The following is an 18,583-nucleotide window of genomic DNA, read 5'->3' on the forward strand; positions in this document are numbered from 1 at the left end:
CCATGGACTACACCCAATCCTTTGCCATCAGCGCGATCGGCATGAACATCGAGCGCACGCGCGTCGATGTCGCAGCACTCAACCTGGCCAATGCCAATACCGTTCAGGGTGTGGGCGGCACCAGCTACCAGCCATTGCGGGTGCTGGCCGAAGCCCGCATGCCTGGAGGTGCCCTGGCGGGCGGTGACGCCGGTGCATTCGGTGCCCTGATCAGTCAGGGGATGGAGAGCGCGGATGTGATGCCGATGACCGCGCCGACGGTCCACATCGTGCCCACCAACGCCGCGCCGCGGCTCGTGTACGAGCCGGGTCATCCGCTGGCCAATGAGCGCGGCTTCGTCGCGTATGCAGGCGTCGATGCGGCCACGGAGATGGTCAGCATGATGAGCGCGACCCGCGCCTATGAGGCGAACGTCTCTGCCATGAACACCACGCGCGCACTTGCGCTGCGAGCGCTCGACATCGGGAGCGGCGCATGACAGCCTTCATTCCCGTCGAAGCCCTGTCTTCGCTGTCGCCGCAGGCGCGGGCGATGCTGGTGGCCAGCCAGCCGCAGACGCTCCAGCCCGAGCCGTCCGGGGCGGCTGCTGCCGTGTCCGCACCGGCAACGGGCTCGTTCGGCCAGCTGGTCTCCGAAGGTCTGTCCCAGGTCAACGACCAGTTGATCGGCAGCCAGGTCGATCTGCAGAAGCTTGCGGTCGGCGACGCGCAGAACCTGCACCAGATCATGATCAACCTCGAGGAAAGCCGTCTGTCCTTCCAGTTGATGATGCAGGTGCGTAGCCGCCTGCTCGAGGCTTACCAAGACATCATGAAGATGCCGATATGAATTTCTGGCAAGGACTGACGCAGCGCGCGCGCATCGGCCTGATTGGTGGTGCGGCGGTGATCCTGCTGGCGACGGCCGCCATGGGATGGTGGCTGCTGCGCACTGAATACCAGGTGCTCTTCGCAGACCTGAAGCCGCAGGATGCCCAGGCGATGACGACTGAACTGGAGCGGCTCAAGATTCCGTACCACCTGGGCGACAGCGGCACCTCGATCCTGGTGGACAAGGCCACGGTGCACGCCACGCGCATCAAGCTCATGGGCAAGGAATTGCCGCTGCAAGGCGCGGTGGGCCTTGAGCTCTTCAACAACACCGACTTCGGCATGACGGAGTTCGCGCAGAAGATCAACTACCAGCGCGCGCTGCAGGGCGAGCTCACCCGCACGATCCAGTCGCTGTCGGAGGTTCGCGAGGTGCGTGTCCTGCTGGCGCTGCCTGAGCAGGGGCTTTTCAAGCAGGCGACGTCGAAGGCGAAGGCATCGATCACGCTCACCATGCGGCAGGGCCAGGCCTTGCGACCGGAGCAGGTGATCGGCGTGCAGCGGCTGGTGGCCGCGGCGGTTCCGGGCATGGTGACGCAGGACGTCACGATCGTCGACAGCCATGGCGTGGCGCTCACGCGGCAGGAAAGCGGCAACGGCGAACTCGACATGAACAGTGCCCGGCTGGATCTCAAGCGGGACACCGAAGCCTATCTCTCGCGCAAGGTCGCGGCGGTGCTCGATCGCAGCTTCGGCGCGGGGCAGGCACTGGCCAGTGTCGACGTCACGTTGAACATGGACCAGATTCGCACCACGACGGAAGACGTGCTGCCCGCCGCGTCGCGCTCCGGCCTTCAGGCCACGGGCGTAGTGGTGCGCGAGCGTGAGGTGCTTCGTGACACCGGCGCCACGCTGGATACCAAGGTGGCCGATACCGGCAGCTCCCGCGGCGGCAGCGCCCAGCGCGATGTCGAATACGCAGTGGGCCGCCGCGTCGAGCAGGTGGTCAGCCAGCCCGGCTCCATACGGCGCGTCCAGGTCGTGGCCGTGGTGCGCAAGGCACTCGATGCCGCGCAGGAAGACCAACTGCGCAGGGTGATCGCCGCGGCCGTCGGCGCTTCCATCGAGCGTGGCGACACCGTGGTGGTTCAGTCGCTGGCAAACGGCGCCCTTCTCGGTAACGAGACTGTCGTGGCCACTGCGGCCTCGGCGGGCGATCCCACTGCACTGGGCGGGAGTGCTGCAAGTCCGGCTGCGGCGGGTTCGTTCTACAAGGAAGGCCCATCCCTCTGGCAATGGCTGGTGGCCGGCGTGCTGCTGGCGCTGCTTGCCTTGCTGCTCCTGCGCGCCGGTCGGCGCGGCATGTCGCCGCGAGGCACGGGCGGTGGCGCACCGCTCTCGGAAGCCGAGCGAGCCGCCGCGTTGCGGCGGGTACGCGACTGGATGCGCGATACAGCGCCGGCACCCGCCGCAGGCGGCCCGACCTCCGGGCCTGGTGCCGGAATGCCCGCCACTGCAGCGGCAACGAGGAGAAGCACCTGATGTTTCCGGCATCCGGTCCTGTGCAGGCCCCGAATCCCGCGGGCGCTACGCCCGAATCCGGCGGCGCCCGCCATGCGGCACTGTTGCTGCACGCCATGGCGCCAGTGGATCGCGCCTGGATGCTCGACGCCTTGCCGCCAGCGCAGCGGGAAGACCTGCAGAGGCTTCTTGCAGAGCTCGCAGCCCTGGGCATCGAGCGCGATACCGCGTTGATCGCCGGTGCCACCGCGGAGTCTGCCGATTCGATGGGCGACGCCTCCCTGCCCGAGTTCGACGTCGATGCGCGGCAACTGGTGCCCATGTCGGACGAGGCGTGGCTCCACGCGCTCGATGCAGCCCGGCTGCAGGTGCTCATCCAGTGCATGCGTACCGAGCCTGCAGGCCTGGTCGCCGAGTGGCTTCGGCTCGCCGACTGGCCCTGGCGCGAGGAACTTCTTGCCGCGCTGGAACCGGCCCAGCGACGCAGGGTCGAGGCAATCCTGGCGGCGTCGACGGCCGGACCGAAGACGCCGCCCGGCATGCGTGCCGCATTGATTTCGACCATGGCGGTGCGCCTGCAGGGGCTTGCGCCGGCCAGCGGCGTTTCCATCGCGCCGTGGCAAAGGTTGAAGCATTCGGTCGGACGCATTTTCGGGGGCGCCCGGTCCCAACGGAGCACGCGGCAGTGACAGGCAAGCTGCCATACGGGAGCGCCGATCCACGGCCGGATGCGGGTGCGCAAGGCGGCCCGATCGTGCTGCGCGACGTGGTCATGCAGGGACACGTCGCGTTGGCTCGTCCAAGGGATCGGAATGCCGTCGCTCTGCAGGTGCGGTCGCAGGGGCCGAGCCTCGTTCCGGTTCAAGCGCACAGGACCGAGCCCGGGCCCGCAGGTGCGCCTTCGGCGTCTGACGGGGTGGTGGCCGAACCGCAGATGCAAACCGCCATCGTGCAGATCGAGGAAGATGCGCGCCGCAAAGGCCATGAGGAAGGTCTGGCCCGGGGATTGGCCGAGGGGCGTGAACGCGCGGCGCAGGAAGCGCGGCAGGCGGCAGCCCAGGCCGAACAGAAGGTGGCGCGCGAGCTGGACGAGCGCGCCGAGCGTTCGACCCAGGAGCTTCGGCAGCAGGGCCAGGCTGCCGTGGAAGCACGCGTGCAGGCATTGGACAGCCTGATTGCAGGGCTGTCACCGCAGATCGACGCACGGCTGTCTGCCGCGGAAGACGACATGCTGGCGCTGTGCTTCGAAACCGTCTGCCGCGTGCTTGGCGAGGCCGCGATGCAGCCCGAGCTGGTGCGGGCGCAATTGGCTCATGCCGCGAGCAACCTGCGCAACCGGCGTCTGATTGCTGTCCATCTCCATCCCGACAATCTGGCCGCGCTGCAGCGGGCACCGGCTGCGACGACGTCAGCTCTGCCGGGGGGTGACGATGTGCAGTGGATTGCCAGTTCCGACGTCGCGCTGGGCGGTTGCATCCTCCAATCGCCCGAAGGCGGACTCGATGCGCGGTTCGAGACGCAACTGCATGCCTTGCGCGATCTTCTGCTGCAGTCCCGGGCACTGGCCCGGCATCGGGAGACTTGACGTGGAAGCTCTCCGTCTGAGCCGCAAAGCGCTTCGAGAGGCCGATCTGCACCGACGCATCGGTTGGGTGCGCGAAATGCAGGGGCTCGCCATCGACGCGATCGGTCCCGATGCGGCGGTGGGCGAACTCTGCCGCATCATGATCAGGACGCACCGCGCAGCGGGCGCCGGCAGCGGGGCCGATCACGGCGGTGGAGATCCGGCCGGTGTTCTCGCCGAGGTGGTGGGACTGAAGCCCGGCCGCGTCACGCTGATGCCCTACGGTTCGGTCGAAGGGATCGCGGCGGGCTGCGAGGTTCGCGCACTGGGCGCGGATTCGCAGATCGACGTCGGCCCCGCGCTGCTGGGGCGCGTGATCGACGGTTTCGGCAAACCACTCGACAGCATGCCCAGGCCGCTTGCACAGCAGCGCCGCCCGCTCAAAGCCGCACCGATCAATCCGATGCAGCGCCCCCCGATCGAGCGAGTCCTGGAAACCGGGATCCGCAGCATCGATGCGTTGCTCACGCTGGGGCAGGGGCAGCGCATCGGTATCTTCGCCGGCAGCGGTGTCGGCAAGAGCACCCTCCTGGGGTTGCTGGCGCGCCATGTCAAGGCGCAGGACGGCGCCGATGGACGGACAAGCATCAACGTCATCGCGCTGATCGGTGAGCGCGGGCGCGAGGTGCGAGAGTTCATCGAGAAGCAGTTGGGCCCGGAGGGGTTGGCGCGGTCGGTGGTGGTGGTCGCGACCTCCGATCAGCCGGCGCTGGCGCGCTTGCGCGCGGCCTATGCGGCGCTGGCCATCGCGGAGTATTTCCGCGACGAGGGCCGCAACGTGCTGCTGACCATGGATTCGATCACCCGCTTCGCCATGGCGCGGCGCGAGGTGGGGCTGTCCGCCGGCGAGCCGCCCACGGCGCGTGGTTACACGCCGTCGGTCTTTGCCGAGTTGCCCGAACTCTGCGAACGCTGCGGCACGGCGCCCGGCGGCGGCTCGATCACTGCGCTGCTCACCGTGCTGGTCGAAGGAGACGATTTCAATGAACCTGTTTCGGATGCGCTGCGCGCGATTCTCGACGGGCACATCGTGCTGTCGCGGCACCTGGCGCACCGAGGACACTATCCGGCCATCGATGTGCTCAAGAGCGTGAGCCGGCTCATGCCCGAACTGGCGGACAAGGAGCAGCGCGCACTTGCGGTCGCGGCGGTACAACAACTGGCCGTGCTGGAGCGCAATCGCCAGATGATCGACATCGGCGCCTATGAGAAGGGCGCGAATGCGGAGCTGGACCAAGCGATCGCCATCGAGCCGAGGCTTCAGTCATGGCTGCGGCAGAGCACGGGCGGCGTGCCGCGGATGGAGTCGATCCAGGGGCTGCGCGAAATCCTCGCGCCCGCATCTGCGGGGCACAAACCGTGACGGCGAGCCGTGCCCCCGCTGCTGCGCGCGACGTCGATGTGCGTGGCTTCGCCTATCCGCTGGAGCCCATTCGACAGCGCGAGCAATGGCGTCTGGACAGGCTGATGGCCGAACTCGCGCGGGCGCAGCAGGCGATTTTGGAAACGGAGGCCGAAATGACCCGCTTGCAGCACGCGCACGATCAGCAGGCGACTGCGATGGCGCAGGCGCTGCCGCTTCGGCTGGACGCGTCCGCTCACCGGCGGGCGCTGGGCTACCTCGCGCATCTGCGGGGGCAGTGGCAGCAACTCGACGTGCGGCATGAGGCGCAGTGCGTCGAGAGGGATCGACTGCGACAGCAGTGCGTGGCGCAGCAGGTGCGCCTGGACGGCCTGGCACGTCACAAGGAGGATGCCTTGACAGCGTATGCAGATGAGATCCGCCACCGCGACAGGAACGAGCAGGACCGCGATTGGCTCGCGCGTTCATCGTTCGCGCGCCCGATGCTGGAGGCCGAATGAGCACGGAAAGCTCCGTCACCGTGTCCAATGCGGCGCTGCCCTCGCGGCAAGGCAGGACATCGCTGCCCACAGGCAACAGCGACACGGCGCAGCAGCAGTTGGCGTGGCAACGCGAGATGGAGCGCGCGCAGCTGATGGGCTGGTTCAAGCCGGTGAGCGTTGACACAAGGGCGGCTGCTGCGGAATCCGCCGATCGGTCCATCGATGGACGTGCCCGTGGCAAAGGCGACAGTAAGCAGCGCAGTGGATCGGGGCGCACGTGGCAGGCGAGCCAGCCCGGTGCGGGTGGTTTGCCGCCGGCCGCAGCGCCGGGGTCGCCGATCGTGAGTCCGGGGGGAGAGAGGAGCATCGGTGTGAGTGTCTTTGCAATCCGCTCGGCGGTCAGCCTGTCGATCCCGCCGTCAGCGGCCGTCGAGGTCGAGCCCGCCGTCGCGAACGATCTGCGCATCGATGCCCGGCTTGCCCATCGACAGGGGACGCAGGCGGGCACGGGGCTGCCGACGGAAGCGCCCGCCCAGTTGGAAGACGGTGCTGATGCTGCGCCCGATGCGTTCCAGGCCGAGGCCCGGGAACAGCTCGCGCCGCTGCGGCTGCATGAGGAAGCAACCCCCGAGGGGCAGGCCATATGGATCGCCATGCGGGCCGACGACGAGGCGCTGGCCGCCATGCTGCCCCGGCTCGTGGCGGACCTGCAGCATGGCTTGTTGGAGCGCGGCCAGCGGCTGCACCAGGTCGTGTGCAACGGTCGCCTCGTCTGGCACGACCGCATGTCCGCGTTGCCGGACGACAAACTTATTTCCCGCATCGACAACCGTCGGGCGATTTCCGATTCGATTGATCCAAAGGAGGCGTGATGGCCATTGATGCAATTAGCGGTTCCAGCAGCACCAACCTGCAGGCCAACAGCCTGGGCATGGAGGATTTCCTCAAGATCCTGCTCACCCAGTTGACCTACCAGGACCCTCTGAAGCCCATGGACAACCAGCAGTTCATGGCGCAGATGGCCCAGTTCACGAGCCTGGAGCAGACCCAGCAGCTCAACAACAAGATCGAAACGCTCATCACCAACCAGGCGGCCCTGCAGTCCGTGGGTCTGATCGGCAAGACAGTCGACGTGTCGACGCCGAGCGGACAGGTCACGGGTACTGTCAGCGCGTTGTCGTTGTCGGGTGACGCACCGCTGTTGACGATCAAGACGCCGGCGGGGGCCGTGTTGAGCGATGTCTCGCTGAGCCAACTCGTGGCGGTGCGATGAGTGCGACGTACGGCCTGAACCTTCGGGAGATTTTCAATGCTTGAATCCATCTACGTCGGGATGACGGGCCTGTTGGGCTACTCGCGCGGCTTACGCGTGATCGCCAACAACACGGCCAATCTCAATACACCGGGCTTCAAGAGTTCGAGCCTGCAGTTCGCGGACATGTTCTACACGGGCGGCAACCTGGGCGGCGGCAGTGCCAACCAGAACTACAGCCAGGTCGGATTCGGCCTCAACACGCTCGGAACGACGATGTCGTTCAAGCAAGGCGAACTGCGCCAGACCGGCAACGATCTCGACATGGCTGTCGATGGCCAGGGGTTGTTCGTCCTCAAGGACGCCGACGGCAAAGTCACCTATACCCGCGCCGGCCAGTTCGAATTCAATACCAACGGTGTTCTTGTGAACAGGGCCGGTGGCGAAAAGGTCATGGCTCTCGACGAGAACGGTGGCTTCACCGAGATCTCGCTGGCCGGGCAGACGACCGACCTCGGCAGGCCGAGTTCCACCTTCAAGCTGGATGGCGTCATTCCTTCGACCGGTGGGACGACGCCGCAGCAACCTCCTGCTTCGCCGCCTGACCGGATGACCATTCAGGTGATCGACGCCATGCAAGTTCGGCATGTGTTGACCCCCAGGTTCACCGTGATCAGTTCGTCCGCCACAGCGGGGGTCAATATGAAAATCGAGTTGCTGGATGGGACCACCGTGGTCGGCAGCGGCCAATTGGTCTATCTCGATGGAAAACCGAAACCGGAGTCCGCCTCCGTGTCCATTACATACACGCCGCCTGGGTTGGACCCGATGGCCTTGACGCTGGATATGACGGAGACCCGTTTTTCCGGGGGGACTTATTCCGTTGGAGTGCAATCGCAGGACGGGCTTGGATCGGGCTCTCTCAGCGGTACCGCCTTCGATGCCAGCGGCACCTTGAAGATGACCTACACCAATGGCCGAACGGTCAACGGAAGGCAACTGGCGCTCGCACGCTTCGACTCACCTGACGCGGTCGGTGCGTTGGGCAATAACCAGTTCGAGATCCTGAACAAGGACGCCTGGCATTTCGGTACTGGAGGGGAGGGTGCCTTCGGCTCAGTGGTATCGGGCAGGGTCGAGATCTCCAATGTCGACCTGTCGCAGGAGTTCAGCGATCTGGTGATCATGCAGCGCGGCTACCAGGCCAGCTCACAGGTGATCTCGACGGCCAACGACATGCTGCAGGAATTGTTCTCGATGAAGAGCAAATGAACGCCCCGGTTTCTCACGTCGCACCCGGCTCAGCATTGCTGGATCCGGTTGCATCCGCCCTCGGGGCACGCCCCTTGCGCAGTTGGCGAGATGCGCAGAAGGAGTCGGTGCGCCAGCGCTTCGCGGCATTGCACCGTGCGTGGAGCGCCGAGTGGATTCCAGTGCGCAACGCTTCCCCGGACGAACCGGAGGTACACGTAAGCGAGCCCGACGGTGCGTCGGTATCGGCATCGGCATCTGGGAACGGCGTCCGGTGGACCTTCGCCGCATCGTTGCGCCGGAGCAACCTGTCGAACCAGGAGGTGCCCTCGCGCGATGGTCGCGCGGCCTCCGATGCGGCAGTCCGAGCCATCGCGGAGCGGATGTTCGCATCCGACGCAAACATGGCGAACGCCTCGGTGCAGGAGCCAGCGAAGATTGCTGCTGCTGTGGCGCGCGCCGCCTGGGAGGATTGGCTGCACCGCATCGACGTTCTCACCCCGGGTTTCGGGCTCGCGCCGCAGGACGCAGAGGGCGCGCGGACGATCGGTTCACGGCCGGATCCGTGGTCCGGCGCACTGTACGTCCGCTGGCCATGGTGCGGCGGCGTCTGGACGCTCGTGCTGTCCCATGAGGCAGTCGCGAGCCTGCTGAGCGCCGAAGCCGCGCCGGTGGTGGCACCGGGCGCTGGTCCGCAGCACGCCCCCAAGGAGCGCCTCGACCGGGTGCTGACGGGCCAGACCGTTTCGCTACGCATCATGCTGGCGGGGGTCGAATTGAACCTCGGGCAATTGCAGCAATTGCGGCTCGACGACGTCGTGCCGCTGGAGCATCCGCTCGACGCACCGGCGCAAGTCCTCGGCGCGGATGGCGCGACGATCTGCGATGGCTGGCTGGGACAGATCGACGGCCGTGTCGCGATCGAGCTGGCCTTGCCCGACATCCGCAGGCCTGCCGTTGCGCCGGCTGCGAACACCTATTCATCAAAGGAACGAAAACAATGACGAAAGCCCTGGAAGGAATCGTCGCCGACAACCGCGTCGGCGCCTCGGGCGCCGCGACCGAAGTGCGCGGCGACCACAGGATGCGCCCCGCACAGGGCAACAATCTGCCGACAGCGCAGATCATCGCGCTGCCGGATCTTCATCCCAATGCCGACGGCGATGCGGGTTCCCATGGCGCTGAAGCCCCCATCCTGCGGGACTGGAATCCGCTGCACCAGATCAAGGCCCGGCTGCAGGTGTGCGTGGGAGAGGCGACGATCTCGGTGGGCGAATTGCTCGGTGCCAAGGAGCACCAGGTGCTGCGTCTCGACCGCGAGATCGATCAGCCAGTCGACCTGACCATCGAGGGCAAGGTGGTCGCGCGCGGCCAACTCGTTGCAGTGGATGGCCACTTTGCGGTTCGCATCACCGAACTGCCCGTCGCGTTGGGTCTGGCTGCGGGAGCCTGACGAATGATGCTGAGGGAGCCTGTGCCTTGGCGAGTCAACGCGGGCAAGCCGCGCCTCGCCTGCCTTGCCATCGCGGTGGCCGCGGCCCTGCTCGTGCCGACCGATCGAGTACACGCCGTGCCGGACAGCAGCGCGACGGCATCCGGTGGTGGTGGCGCGGGTCTGCCATCCAGCATTCCAGTCAAGCGTGACGGGGCGCAGGAGGTGGCGGGCGTGAGCAGTGATCGGTGGTGGCTTGCGATCACGGCCGCTGGCGGACTGCTGGTGTTTGCCGTGATCGCCGCCCGCCGAAGAACCGCATCCACAAAGCTGCCAGCCGGGCCGCTATGGGCACGCTTCGGCGGCTTGCTGAACAGCAGCACTGCGTCGCAGGAGATACAGCGTGTCTCGAGCACTCGTCTCTCGCCTCGCCACAGCCTGCATGTCGTGGTCTGGAATGGCCAGCGATTGCTGCTCGGATGTACCGACCAATCGATCCAGTTGCTGGCCGAGTCGCCGTCCGCTGCGAACGAAGGCCGCATGCCGTCGACCGCTGGATCGTCGTCCGTGCCGGACGCGCACTCATGATGCGCACGCCATCTTCGGCGGGGTCCGCGCAGCGGATGCGGCAGCTCGTTCTGGCGGCGGTCCTCCTTCTGGCCGGCGTGTTCTGCGGGTTCGGCGGCGAGGTATCGGCGCAGACTGCCGAAGAGGCGGTTCCTGCGCAGGCCGTGCCGGGCAGCCCGGCGTCGGTAGCGCCGCCTGCCGTTGCTGCGCCGTCCGCCGAAGCACCGGCCAGCACAGCTGCGTCGACGCCGAAACCCGCCGCCGCAGGCAGTCCGGTGCGGCCACGCCTTGCCTCCGGCCCGATCTCGGTGCCGAATGCGACGAGCGCGGTCACGCCTGCCACCGAAACCGCGCAGGCGCTGCGCGTGGTCCTCGGGCTCACCGTGCTGGCGATCCTTCCGGCCTTGCTTGTTTGCCTGACCAGCTTCCTGCGCATCATCATCGTGCTGTCGATGCTGCGTCATGCCATCGGGATGAACGAGACGCCGCCGAACACGGTTCTGATCGGGCTGGCGCTCTTTCTGACGCTGTTCACGATGTCGCCCGTACTGCAGAAGGTCAATCAGGATGCGTTCGAGCCTTTCATGGCAGGCAAGCTGTCCATGGACGACGGTTATCGCAAAGGCGTGGGGCCGCTGCGCGAATTCATGGTGCGGCAGACGCGCGAGGCCGACCTGGCGTTGATGGTCGAGCTCTCGAAGGCGCCCATGCCCAGGTCGATGGACGACATCAGTAACGTGCAGCTGATCCCGTCGTTCATGCTGTCGGAGTTGCGCGCCGCGTTCCAGATCGGCTTCGTGATCTTTCTGCCGTTCCTGCTGATCGACCTGATCGTGTCCAGCATTCTCATGGCGCTCGGCATGATGATGATGCCGCCGACCACCATCGCGCTGCCGCTCAAGATCCTGATGTTCGTTCTCGTCGATGGCTGGAGCCTTGTGCTCAAGGCCCTGGTGGGCAGCTTTCACTGAGGCTCCGAACGCACAACCATGCCGCGTTTGAGTTCAACTCCACCGTTGTCGCCCCTGCCGTTCTTCGAGGCCAAGATCGAGGAAGGCATGGCCGAGGCGGCAACGGCGGACACCCTGGATCTCACAACCATGCTCTGGCAGCGTTGGCGCGAGAAGGGGGACGAGGGTGCGCGTGCGCAGCTGATCGAGCATCATCTGCCGTATGCACGGATGATGGCGGCCACTGTCTATGGACGGCGCACCCACAACGACGTCGAGTTTGCGGACTATCTGCAACTGGCGCGCATCGGGTTGATTGAGGCCGTGGACCGTTTCGATCCTGCTCAGGGGGCTCAATTCAGGACTTTCGCGGCCAGACGCGTACAGGGCGCCATCCTCAATGGCTTGCCGCGGTTGACCGAAAAGAATCAACAGATCAGCACCATGATGCGCTTGCGCCACGAGCGGCTCGAGGCGATCAAGGAAGCTGCGTCCGAGGATGTCTCCACCAACAATGAGAGCGCCCCGAGCGACCCGGCATCATCGCGGGATGCGGAGAAGTTGTTCCGTTATCTGGCGGAGGTCGGCATCGGGATCGCGCTGGGGGTCTTGCTCGAGGACACCGGCATGGTGGATGCCGAGGCTTTCGACAGCGATGGTCATTCCCCTTCTCCGGAGGTCAGCTATTTCCGCAAATCCGAGATCCATCAATTGCGCAATGTTTTGCGCGGCTTGGTGGACCAACTGAACGATCGGCAGAAGACCGTGATCCGTTATCACTACCTGCAGGAGATCTCGTTCAGCGAGATAGCGAGTTCCATGAACCTCACGCGAGGGCGCGTATCCCAGCTGCATCGGGAAGGGCTGTTGCGGCTGCGAGAACTGCTCGGCAAGGATGCGCGCTGCGATGTGTCGTGGTGACATGCTCCTTCATCAGGTAAACCATTCCATATTTATTCCATGACCGATTCGAACGCACCTTCCATCTCTGTCGCTGCTTCGTCCCACGATGCCCGCTTTGCGGCAGTGCGCCAGCGTCTGGATCGGCTTGAGGGTTTTCTTCGAGAGGATCCGTCGAACGGTGCCTTGTTGATCGATGCGTTCGAGACGGCGCTGTCGTGCGGTGAGTGGGAGCGCGCTCGTTCTCATTTGCAGCATGGGCAAGCCCTGAATGCCGAGCCGCTCGCGTGGCGACTACGCGAGGGAGATTTCTGGCTTGCACAGCAACGATATGACGAGGCACTCGACGTTCTGGAGGCACTGCAGAAAACGCCTCAGCCGCCTGCCGGGTTCGCCGAGGTGCTGCTTCACAATCTGGCCTTCATCGAATTCCGGCGCGGTCGCTATGCGGAGTGCATTACCCGATTGGGGCCAACGCTCGAAGCGTTGGCTGGGTCTGAGCCTGACACCGACGCTCGTCCCATGCTTGCAACCCGCGCCCTGCAGCAGCTCTGGCTACGATCGATGCATCACGACGGCCAATTGGATCGGGCGATGGCCTGGGCGCACGCTGCAGAACAGCAGCGTGTGCTGGATGCACAGGCGGCTGGTGTGGCCAGCCTGATCGCGATCGACGCCTCGGACTTCGCTGCAGCGCAGCGTTGGTCCAGTGCCAGTCTGTCGAGCGACTCGCCCGCCGATCACCCTGTCGAGGCCCTGGTGGCACGGGCGTCGTTGGCGCTTGCTGCCCGCGATGCAAAGCTTGCAGCTCAATTGGCGGACGTCGCGCTGCAACGCCAGCCAGGCGATGGACGGGCGTGGTCGACGCGCGGTTTTGCGGCACTCCTGGGGGGCGACCTGGTTGCCGCCCGGGGCGCCTTCGAAAAGGCCGTGTCGGCCATGGCGAACCATATCGGGACCTGGCATGGCTTTGGATGGACGCAGATCCTGCAAGGCGATCTGGCCGGTGCGCGTGCGAGCTTCGACACTGCCCTTGCGCTGGATCGAAACTTTGCAGAGAGCCACGGTGGCCTGGCGGTTGTTTTGGCTACGCAGTCCTTGCGGCAGGAAGCTGAAGTGCACGCGGAGCTCGCGTTGCGACTCGATAAGAGCAACCTGTCAGGCAGGTATGCGCAGGCCTTGCTCAGTGGTGAAGTGAAGGAAGCCAACGATCTGCAGCGCTTTGCGCGGCGGCTGTTTGGGGGGCGGACAGGGCCGCTGGGGGGGGATATGGCCGATCTTTTTCAGCCCTCAGCTGCATTGGTTACCAAGTCACCTCCCGACGCGGAGGGTTGAGCGAACGGACGGCGTGCACGCCTGCGCGTCAGGGGCTCGGCTTGTCAGTCTTGGCTGGCGGGTGGGCCGGCGCCGCTTCGGCCAACAGGAAATTTCCTGCTTCGTGCAATGCCGCATTCAACTGGGCGTCGCCTTCCATGCGCTGAAGCACCGCATCGATCATCTGGTCGAAGCCCTTGTCGTCCAACCGGTCGCGACCGAACTCCTGTATCAGAACGGATTCGAGAAAAAGCCGGAAGGCCTTCCTTTGCCGCTGTGGGTCGTTGGGCGACAGGGCGCGAACGCGCAACGCCACCATCTGCCGGATTTGTGCTTCTTCGCTGCTGTCCGCGTTGATCGGGCGCTGACCATCGACGGGTGCCGAACCCTCGTCCTCGCTGTGCGTTGTCCGAACATCGTGTGGGTCGGAGTTGTGTCCCGAGGGGCGACTTCGATTCTGAGTTCTGAACTGCGCGGCAAACTGGGCGCGGATCAGAGCGGCCAGTTGGGTGGATGGATCAATCATGGGAGCGATGCATCGGTGGCGCAGGTGCAGCAGCGCTGAAGAGGTTGCTCGCGCATCAATGAGCGAGCCCTTGTTGCTGGTAGTTGGCCAGCAGCACATGGTTGTCCGCGCCGTCGCTGGATGAGTTTTGGCTGTCGGCGATTGGGCCGTCCGGATTCAGCGCCTTGATGCCGGCGATGACCTTTTCAATGTCGCCAGATAGTGCCTCATTCGTGGCGTTGAGTGCCAGTCCTTCTTGGTAGCAGCGCAGAGCCTCTTCGAAATGATCCTGCGCCAGAGCTGCAAATCCCTTCACGAAATGCGGCAAGGGATCTGTATCGGGCAAATCAAGCAGTGGCTGCCAGGTGAGCAGTGCTACTGCAGCTCGTCCCGAACTGAACTGCAGGAGCCCCAGTTGATAGCGTGCCATCGGAAAACCCGGCGCCAGCAGGGTCGCGTTAGCGAACGCTGCTTCGGCCTGCGCCATGTCGCCGAGCGCAGCGAATTCTGCGCCCAGCAAAAATTGAGGCAAGCCTGCAGCGGGCTCTTCGGCGCTCGCCTTCTGGAACCACGCGATGGCTTGCATGCCATCGTTCGCCTGGCTTGCTGCCATGCCTTGGGATATCAGGGCATCGAAGGAGGTTGGATCGGATTGCTTCATCGGCGTGTTAAAGATGGTGAGTGGCGGCGTCAGAGCCAGTGGTACGGATTCAAAAAAGGGGCTTCCTACGGTGCATTCTCGTGCCGACTGGTGCCGACGACGTCCGCGGCGCCCTCGACCGCAGGTTCGATGCTGGTGCGGTGCGACGGCACCAGCCGTCAATCTGTCCATGGCAATAAAAAAAAGTTTAGGTAAGCCCTTGGCGCTGTGAAGGATTTTGACGCGTTTCCCGCGGTGCAACCCTAGGTTCCACCTCATCAAATATGTCTCATCCCGCTGAAGTCCGGTTGTCTCCGGCATAGCCCTCAGCCCTGCATCAACTGAATCTAGGGTGTCACTGGGAGAGCCTGTTTGTGACTTATTTCGCGCTGCAGGTATCGATACTGAAGCACGGGTGAGCCATGCTTTCTCAACCTTTGTGGGATGGATAGAGCTAGTTCCGAACCACAAGCTCCCGTACCGCCCCACATCGTTCTACAGAATTCCATGCCATTGCTCAGTGTCGTACTTCCTACGTTCAATAGCGGTGATTTCGTCATTGAAACCCTTCACTCGCTACTGGCGCAAACGTTCACAGATTTTGAACTGTTGATCATGGACGATGCTAGTTCGGACGGAACCTGGGAGCGCATGGCCAGCTTCGACGACCCGCGCATTCGGATGCATCGCAACGCATGCAACGTGGGCCTGCCGACTAGGGCCTGTTAACACAAACGAAGTCCGTCGGCGATCAGCGCGAAGCTGATGAAGCCGACGAACATCACGTCGAGTTTCTCGAAGCGAGAGAAGATGCGGCGATAGCCCTTCAGGCGCCGGAACAGTCGCTCCACCTCGTTGCGGCGTTTGTACATCTCACGGTCGTACTCCCAGGGCTGGAGCCGGGTCTTCAGCGGCGGCACGACGGGGATGAAGCCCAGATCGAGCGCGAGTTGCCGGGTCTCATTGCCTTCATAGGCGCGGTCCATGAGCAGATGTAGCGCTCGATCCGGCGCGCCCAGGCGGCTGAGCAGTGCGCGCCCTGCAGGCGCATCGTGCACTTGGCCCGGTGACAGCGAGAACGTTACGGCCGTTCGAGCATCCGCGGCAACCATATGAATCTTGGTGGTCCACCCGCCTCTGGATCTTCCGATCGACTGGGGGCCGTTTTTTTTAACGCCCCCGTGCCATCGGGATGCACCTTCACGATGGTGCTGTCCAGCGACACGGCCTCGATTCTGATACGCACGACTTGGGCTTGCTGAAGCTCTGCGAAGACGCGGTCCAGCACGCCGCTCTTGGACCAGCGGTTCATGCGCGTGTAGATGGTGTGCCAGTTGCCAAAGCGCTTGGGCAGGCCGCGCCACTTGCAGCCGTGCTCGGCGACATACAGGATTGCGTTCAACACACTCAGATTCGACAGGCTGACATTGCCCCGCTGAAGGGGCAGGCAGTGCTCGATCTGAGCGAACTGGGCTTGAGTGATCTCCATGCATGAAGTGTCTTGCATCCCTCATGGTTGGCTCAATTAGTGTTAACACGCCCTAACATGAACATCGCCATGGCCATGGTAAAGGGCAAGTACTTGGCACGGGTCGACCACGACGACTGTGCTATGCCGAATCGCTTCGAGATGCAGGTCGACTTTCTGGAGAGAAACCCGTCAGTCACTATCGTTGGCAGCCAACTCGAGCATTTTCATGACCAAGCGGGCATCACTGGCCTGCCTCTTGACGACGCCATGATCAAGGCGCGCATGGTGGAAGGTGCTAATTACCTTGCTAATCAAAGCACGCTCGGACGCTTGGATTTTTACCGAACTCATGCGCTCCAATTCGACCCCAATCTCTATGTCGTCGACGACTTGGGTTTCTGGATGGACTGCATGTTTCACGGGGCATCGTTCGCCAACTTACCCGAGCCGCTGACACGCTATCGCATCCATGCGAACATGACCTCGCTCACATTGCGACTGGATCGGCTCTATGCCTCGAAGGACCGGATTTATCGCCGCTTCTTGCCACTTCTATTCCCGCGCCTTCAAGGCAACGAATGCGAACATTTGCTGACGCTTTATCGACGCCCGCAAGATATGCCCCAGACGCTGGCTCACTTGGTGAACCTTCACCGCGCGGCACGCAAGGCACTGTTGGAAGTCGATACGCGCTGGGGTCAAAGTGCCAGCGGATGTCAGCAGTCCATCCTGAGCCTGCTTAACAGTGCCCGCCACGGGTTCGAAATGCTCGGGATACTACGCCCAGAGCATGCAGCAGTCCTTGACCTGATCTTCCAGTCCTGATTTCAGCACAAGGATCTTCTCAATTCGCTTACGCCTTACTGGCGGAAGTGATCTCTATTTTCGTGTGATTCGCAATGGCCTGGAGGTGGGGCAAATCCGACTGAAAGCTAAAAGGGGCGCCACTGCCTCGAAACACGCGCGGAACGAGGTGTCCTAAGCGGGAGTGTGCACGGCGGTTGTTGAAGTGGGAGCCAGGAAGCCCGACAGCCGCGTGGGTTTGGAGAGGGTGCTCCCGCAAAAGCACATAAGCGAGATAGGGGCAGATCGTTTGCAGAGTGCGCGACAAGCAAAAGGGTTCTTTCCTGCGATGCGGCTTCAAGTTCCAGCATTTCGCAATCTGCTGAAGTCCGTACATGGACGCCCCCAAATATGCCAGGCATTCAGTTGATGATGACTTGAAGGTTCGATTGCACCCGTACATTCGGACTTTCGCTGCGGCTTTTCGCCGCTGTCCCTGATGGGGTTTGCTGGTCGGCTCCTCTATCGGTTGTCCGCACTCCGAGTGCCCCGGACGTTTTGGGCTTCGCCAACCACGGTCTAACCTGTTTTGCCATCACTGCGTGATTGCCTGAGCAATCGGTGGTTCAGTCTCCTGCCTTCTGTGTTGATGGGTTGGGTCGGCTACGCAGCGAGCTGCGGCGGCACGTAGTTAGGTCGGAACTCCCGCCCATGGGCTAGCAGTGCCCAGACCGTTCGCACGTTCTTGTTGGCCAGTGCCACAGCAGCCACGTTCGGATGTCGTCGGTTCAGCAGGCTCGCCAGCCACACGTTGGTGTTCACGGCCTTGCGCTGCGCCGCAACAATGGCCGAGCGCGCGCCGTGAATGAGCAAGGTGCGCAGGTACACGTCCCCGCGCTTGCTGATGCCCAGGAGCGTTGGCTTGCCTCCGCTCGAATTCTGCCTCGGCACGAGGCCGAGCCAAGCCGAGAGCTGCCGGCCGTTGTCGAAGCTGTTCGCATCCGCGATGGAGGCCACCAGAGCACTGGCTCCCAGCGGTCCGATGCCGGGAATCTTCTCGAGCCGGAGGCTGAGCTCGCTGCTGCGATGCCAGACCTTGATTTGGTCCTCGAACTCGTCGACCAGCTTGTCCAATTCCTTGAGGTGCTCGGTTAGGCGAGCGATGAGTCGGCGGAACGTTCCGGGCAGCTGGTTGCTCGCGTCTTCAAGCAGCTCGGGGACTTGCTTGGCGACGTGGCAGATGCCCTTCGGGATGACCAGGCCGAACTCGCCCAGGAGGCTGCGAATCTGGTTCGCCTGCGCCGTGCGGGCGATGACAACGCCTTGGCGCGCGCGATGCAGCGACAGCACGGCTTGCTGCTCGACGCTCTTCACCGGCACGAATCGCATGTTGGGTCTGGTGACGGCCTCGCAGATGGCTTCCGCATCAGCCACGTCGTTCTTGTTGCTCTTCACATACGGCTTGACGAACTGTGGCGACATCAAGCGAACCGTGTGGCCGAAGCCCTGCAGGGTTCGCGCCCAGTGGTGGGCGCTGCCGCACGCCTCCATGCCGATGAGACACCGAGGCAAGTTCACGAAGAATGCCGTCATTTGGTCGCGCCGCAGTTGCTTGCGCAACGCGACCTTGCCATGCTCATCCACTGCGTGAACCTGGAACACGTTCTTTGCCAGGTCAATGCCAACAGTCGTAATCTTCATGGTGGACGCCCCTTTCA

Annotated in this window: 22 protein-coding genes; 18 read left to right on the forward strand and 4 right to left on the reverse strand. The window is 64.0% G+C overall.

Features of this window, described 5'->3' with window-relative positions:
- The first annotated feature begins 2 nt into the window (after window positions 1-2).
- The 16 genes from flgC to ACTG4X_RS13650 all read left to right on the forward strand — a co-directional run bounded on the left by flgC (window position 3) and on the right by ACTG4X_RS13650 (window position 13,487).
- Window positions 3-479, forward strand: coding sequence for a flagellar basal body rod protein FlgC (gene flgC / locus ACTG4X_RS13575; RefSeq protein WP_440534012.1), 477 nt, complete (start codon window positions 3-5; stop codon window positions 477-479).
- A complete protein-coding gene (gene fliE, locus ACTG4X_RS13580) occupies window positions 476-829 on the forward strand; it encodes a flagellar hook-basal body complex protein FliE (RefSeq protein ID WP_440534013.1) in 354 nt (117 codons plus the stop codon). The genes flgC and fliE overlap by 4 nt, the downstream gene beginning before the upstream one ends.
- Complete coding sequence (gene fliF / locus ACTG4X_RS13585; protein WP_440534014.1) at window positions 826-2,352, forward strand: flagellar basal-body MS-ring/collar protein FliF; 1,527 nt, start codon at window positions 826-828, stop codon at window positions 2,350-2,352. The genes fliE and fliF overlap by 4 nt, the downstream gene beginning before the upstream one ends.
- Entirely contained in the window at window positions 2,352-3,020 is a 669-nt protein-coding gene (locus tag ACTG4X_RS13590; protein WP_440534015.1) for a hypothetical protein, read from the forward strand. The genes fliF and ACTG4X_RS13590 overlap by 1 nt, the downstream gene beginning before the upstream one ends.
- A 245-nt stretch (window positions 3,021-3,265) precedes the next feature.
- Window positions 3,266-3,916 carry a FliH/SctL family protein gene (locus tag ACTG4X_RS13595; protein ID WP_440534016.1) on the forward strand — a complete coding sequence of 217 codons (651 nt, stop codon included), beginning with the start codon at window positions 3,266-3,268 and terminating at the stop codon, window positions 3,914-3,916.
- 1 nt (window position 3,917) lies between these two features.
- Window positions 3,918-5,318 carry a FliI/YscN family ATPase gene (locus ACTG4X_RS13600; RefSeq protein WP_440534017.1) on the forward strand — a complete coding sequence of 467 codons (1,401 nt, stop codon included), beginning with the start codon at window positions 3,918-3,920 and terminating at the stop codon, window positions 5,316-5,318.
- Complete coding sequence (locus tag ACTG4X_RS13605; RefSeq protein WP_440534018.1) at window positions 5,315-5,818, forward strand: hypothetical protein; 504 nt, start codon at window positions 5,315-5,317, stop codon at window positions 5,816-5,818. The genes ACTG4X_RS13600 and ACTG4X_RS13605 overlap by 4 nt, the downstream gene beginning before the upstream one ends.
- Window positions 5,815-6,672: a hypothetical protein gene (locus tag ACTG4X_RS13610; protein ID WP_440534019.1), complete on the forward strand. Its 858-nt coding sequence runs from the start codon at window positions 5,815-5,817 to the stop codon at window positions 6,670-6,672. Before ACTG4X_RS13605 ends, ACTG4X_RS13610 begins: the two co-directional genes overlap by 4 nt.
- On the forward strand, window positions 6,672-7,073 hold the full coding sequence (locus ACTG4X_RS13615) for a flagellar hook assembly protein FlgD (RefSeq protein ID WP_440534020.1): 402 nt from the start codon (window positions 6,672-6,674) through the stop codon (window positions 7,071-7,073). Before ACTG4X_RS13610 ends, ACTG4X_RS13615 begins: the two co-directional genes overlap by 1 nt.
- A gap of 36 nt (window positions 7,074-7,109) precedes the next feature.
- Window positions 7,110-8,324 (forward strand): flagellar hook protein FlgE, encoded by a 1,215-nt coding sequence (locus ACTG4X_RS13620; RefSeq protein WP_440534021.1) that lies wholly within the window; start codon window positions 7,110-7,112, stop codon window positions 8,322-8,324.
- On the forward strand, window positions 8,321-9,307 hold the full coding sequence (locus tag ACTG4X_RS13625) for a FliM/FliN family flagellar motor C-terminal domain-containing protein (RefSeq protein ID WP_440534022.1): 987 nt from the start codon (window positions 8,321-8,323) through the stop codon (window positions 9,305-9,307). The genes ACTG4X_RS13620 and ACTG4X_RS13625 overlap by 4 nt, the downstream gene beginning before the upstream one ends.
- Entirely contained in the window at window positions 9,304-9,756 is a 453-nt protein-coding gene (locus tag ACTG4X_RS13630) for a FliM/FliN family flagellar motor switch protein (protein ID WP_440534023.1), read from the forward strand. Before ACTG4X_RS13625 ends, ACTG4X_RS13630 begins: the two co-directional genes overlap by 4 nt.
- A 3-nt stretch (window positions 9,757-9,759) precedes the next feature.
- Entirely contained in the window at window positions 9,760-10,323 is a 564-nt protein-coding gene (locus tag ACTG4X_RS13635) for a flagellar biosynthetic protein FliO (RefSeq protein WP_440534024.1), read from the forward strand.
- Window positions 10,320-11,273, forward strand: a complete 954-nt coding sequence (gene fliP / locus ACTG4X_RS13640) for a flagellar type III secretion system pore protein FliP (RefSeq protein ID WP_440534025.1) — start codon at window positions 10,320-10,322, stop codon at window positions 11,271-11,273. Before ACTG4X_RS13635 ends, fliP begins: the two co-directional genes overlap by 4 nt.
- A gap of 18 nt (window positions 11,274-11,291) precedes the next feature.
- Window positions 11,292-12,173, forward strand: coding sequence for a sigma-70 family RNA polymerase sigma factor (locus ACTG4X_RS13645; protein WP_440534026.1), 882 nt, complete (start codon window positions 11,292-11,294; stop codon window positions 12,171-12,173).
- A gap of 39 nt (window positions 12,174-12,212) precedes the next feature.
- Window positions 12,213-13,487 (forward strand): hypothetical protein, encoded by a 1,275-nt coding sequence (locus ACTG4X_RS13650; RefSeq protein ID WP_440534027.1) that lies wholly within the window; start codon window positions 12,213-12,215, stop codon window positions 13,485-13,487.
- Between the two features lie 28 nt (window positions 13,488-13,515).
- On the opposite strand, the gene ACTG4X_RS13655 is transcribed toward ACTG4X_RS13650, so the two are convergent.
- Together ACTG4X_RS13655 and ACTG4X_RS13660 are read right to left on the reverse strand one after the other, a co-directional pair.
- On the reverse strand, window positions 13,516-13,992 hold the full coding sequence (locus tag ACTG4X_RS13655; protein ID WP_440534028.1) for a hypothetical protein: 477 nt from the start codon (window positions 13,990-13,992) through the stop codon (window positions 13,516-13,518).
- A 55-nt stretch (window positions 13,993-14,047) separates the two neighbouring features.
- Complete coding sequence (locus tag ACTG4X_RS13660; RefSeq protein WP_440534029.1) at window positions 14,048-14,632, reverse strand: tetratricopeptide repeat protein; 585 nt, start codon at window positions 14,630-14,632, stop codon at window positions 14,048-14,050.
- 486 nt (window positions 14,633-15,118) lie between these two features.
- Between ACTG4X_RS13660 and ACTG4X_RS13665 the strand changes: the two genes are divergently transcribed.
- Window positions 15,119-15,340 (forward strand): glycosyltransferase family 2 protein, encoded by a 222-nt coding sequence (locus ACTG4X_RS13665; protein WP_440534030.1) that lies wholly within the window; start codon window positions 15,119-15,121, stop codon window positions 15,338-15,340.
- Here ACTG4X_RS13665 and ACTG4X_RS13670 read toward each other — a convergent pair.
- Window positions 15,337-16,100 (reverse strand): IS5 family transposase gene (locus tag ACTG4X_RS13670; protein ID WP_097198224.1). Its coding sequence is split into 2 segments (ribosomal slippage): window positions 15,337-15,785 and window positions 15,785-16,100, totalling 765 coding nucleotides; the frame shifts between segments, so codons are not numbered across the junction. The genes ACTG4X_RS13665 and ACTG4X_RS13670 overlap by 4 nt on opposite strands.
- Before the next feature lie 57 nt (window positions 16,101-16,157).
- On the opposite strand from ACTG4X_RS13670, the gene ACTG4X_RS13675 reads away from it, so the two are divergent.
- On the forward strand, window positions 16,158-16,907 hold the full coding sequence (locus ACTG4X_RS13675) for a glycosyltransferase (protein WP_440534031.1): 750 nt from the start codon (window positions 16,158-16,160) through the stop codon (window positions 16,905-16,907).
- A gap of 621 nt (window positions 16,908-17,528) precedes the next feature.
- Here ACTG4X_RS13675 and ACTG4X_RS13680 read toward each other — a convergent pair.
- Complete coding sequence (locus ACTG4X_RS13680) at window positions 17,529-18,566, reverse strand: IS110 family transposase (protein WP_097197991.1); 1,038 nt, start codon at window positions 18,564-18,566, stop codon at window positions 17,529-17,531.
- Between the last annotated feature and the right edge of the window lie 17 nt (window positions 18,567-18,583).

Origin of the sequence: Variovorax sp. YR566 (assembly GCF_051992195.1) — a bacterium.
In the GTDB taxonomy this organism is placed as follows: domain Bacteria; phylum Pseudomonadota; class Gammaproteobacteria; order Burkholderiales; family Burkholderiaceae_C; genus Variovorax.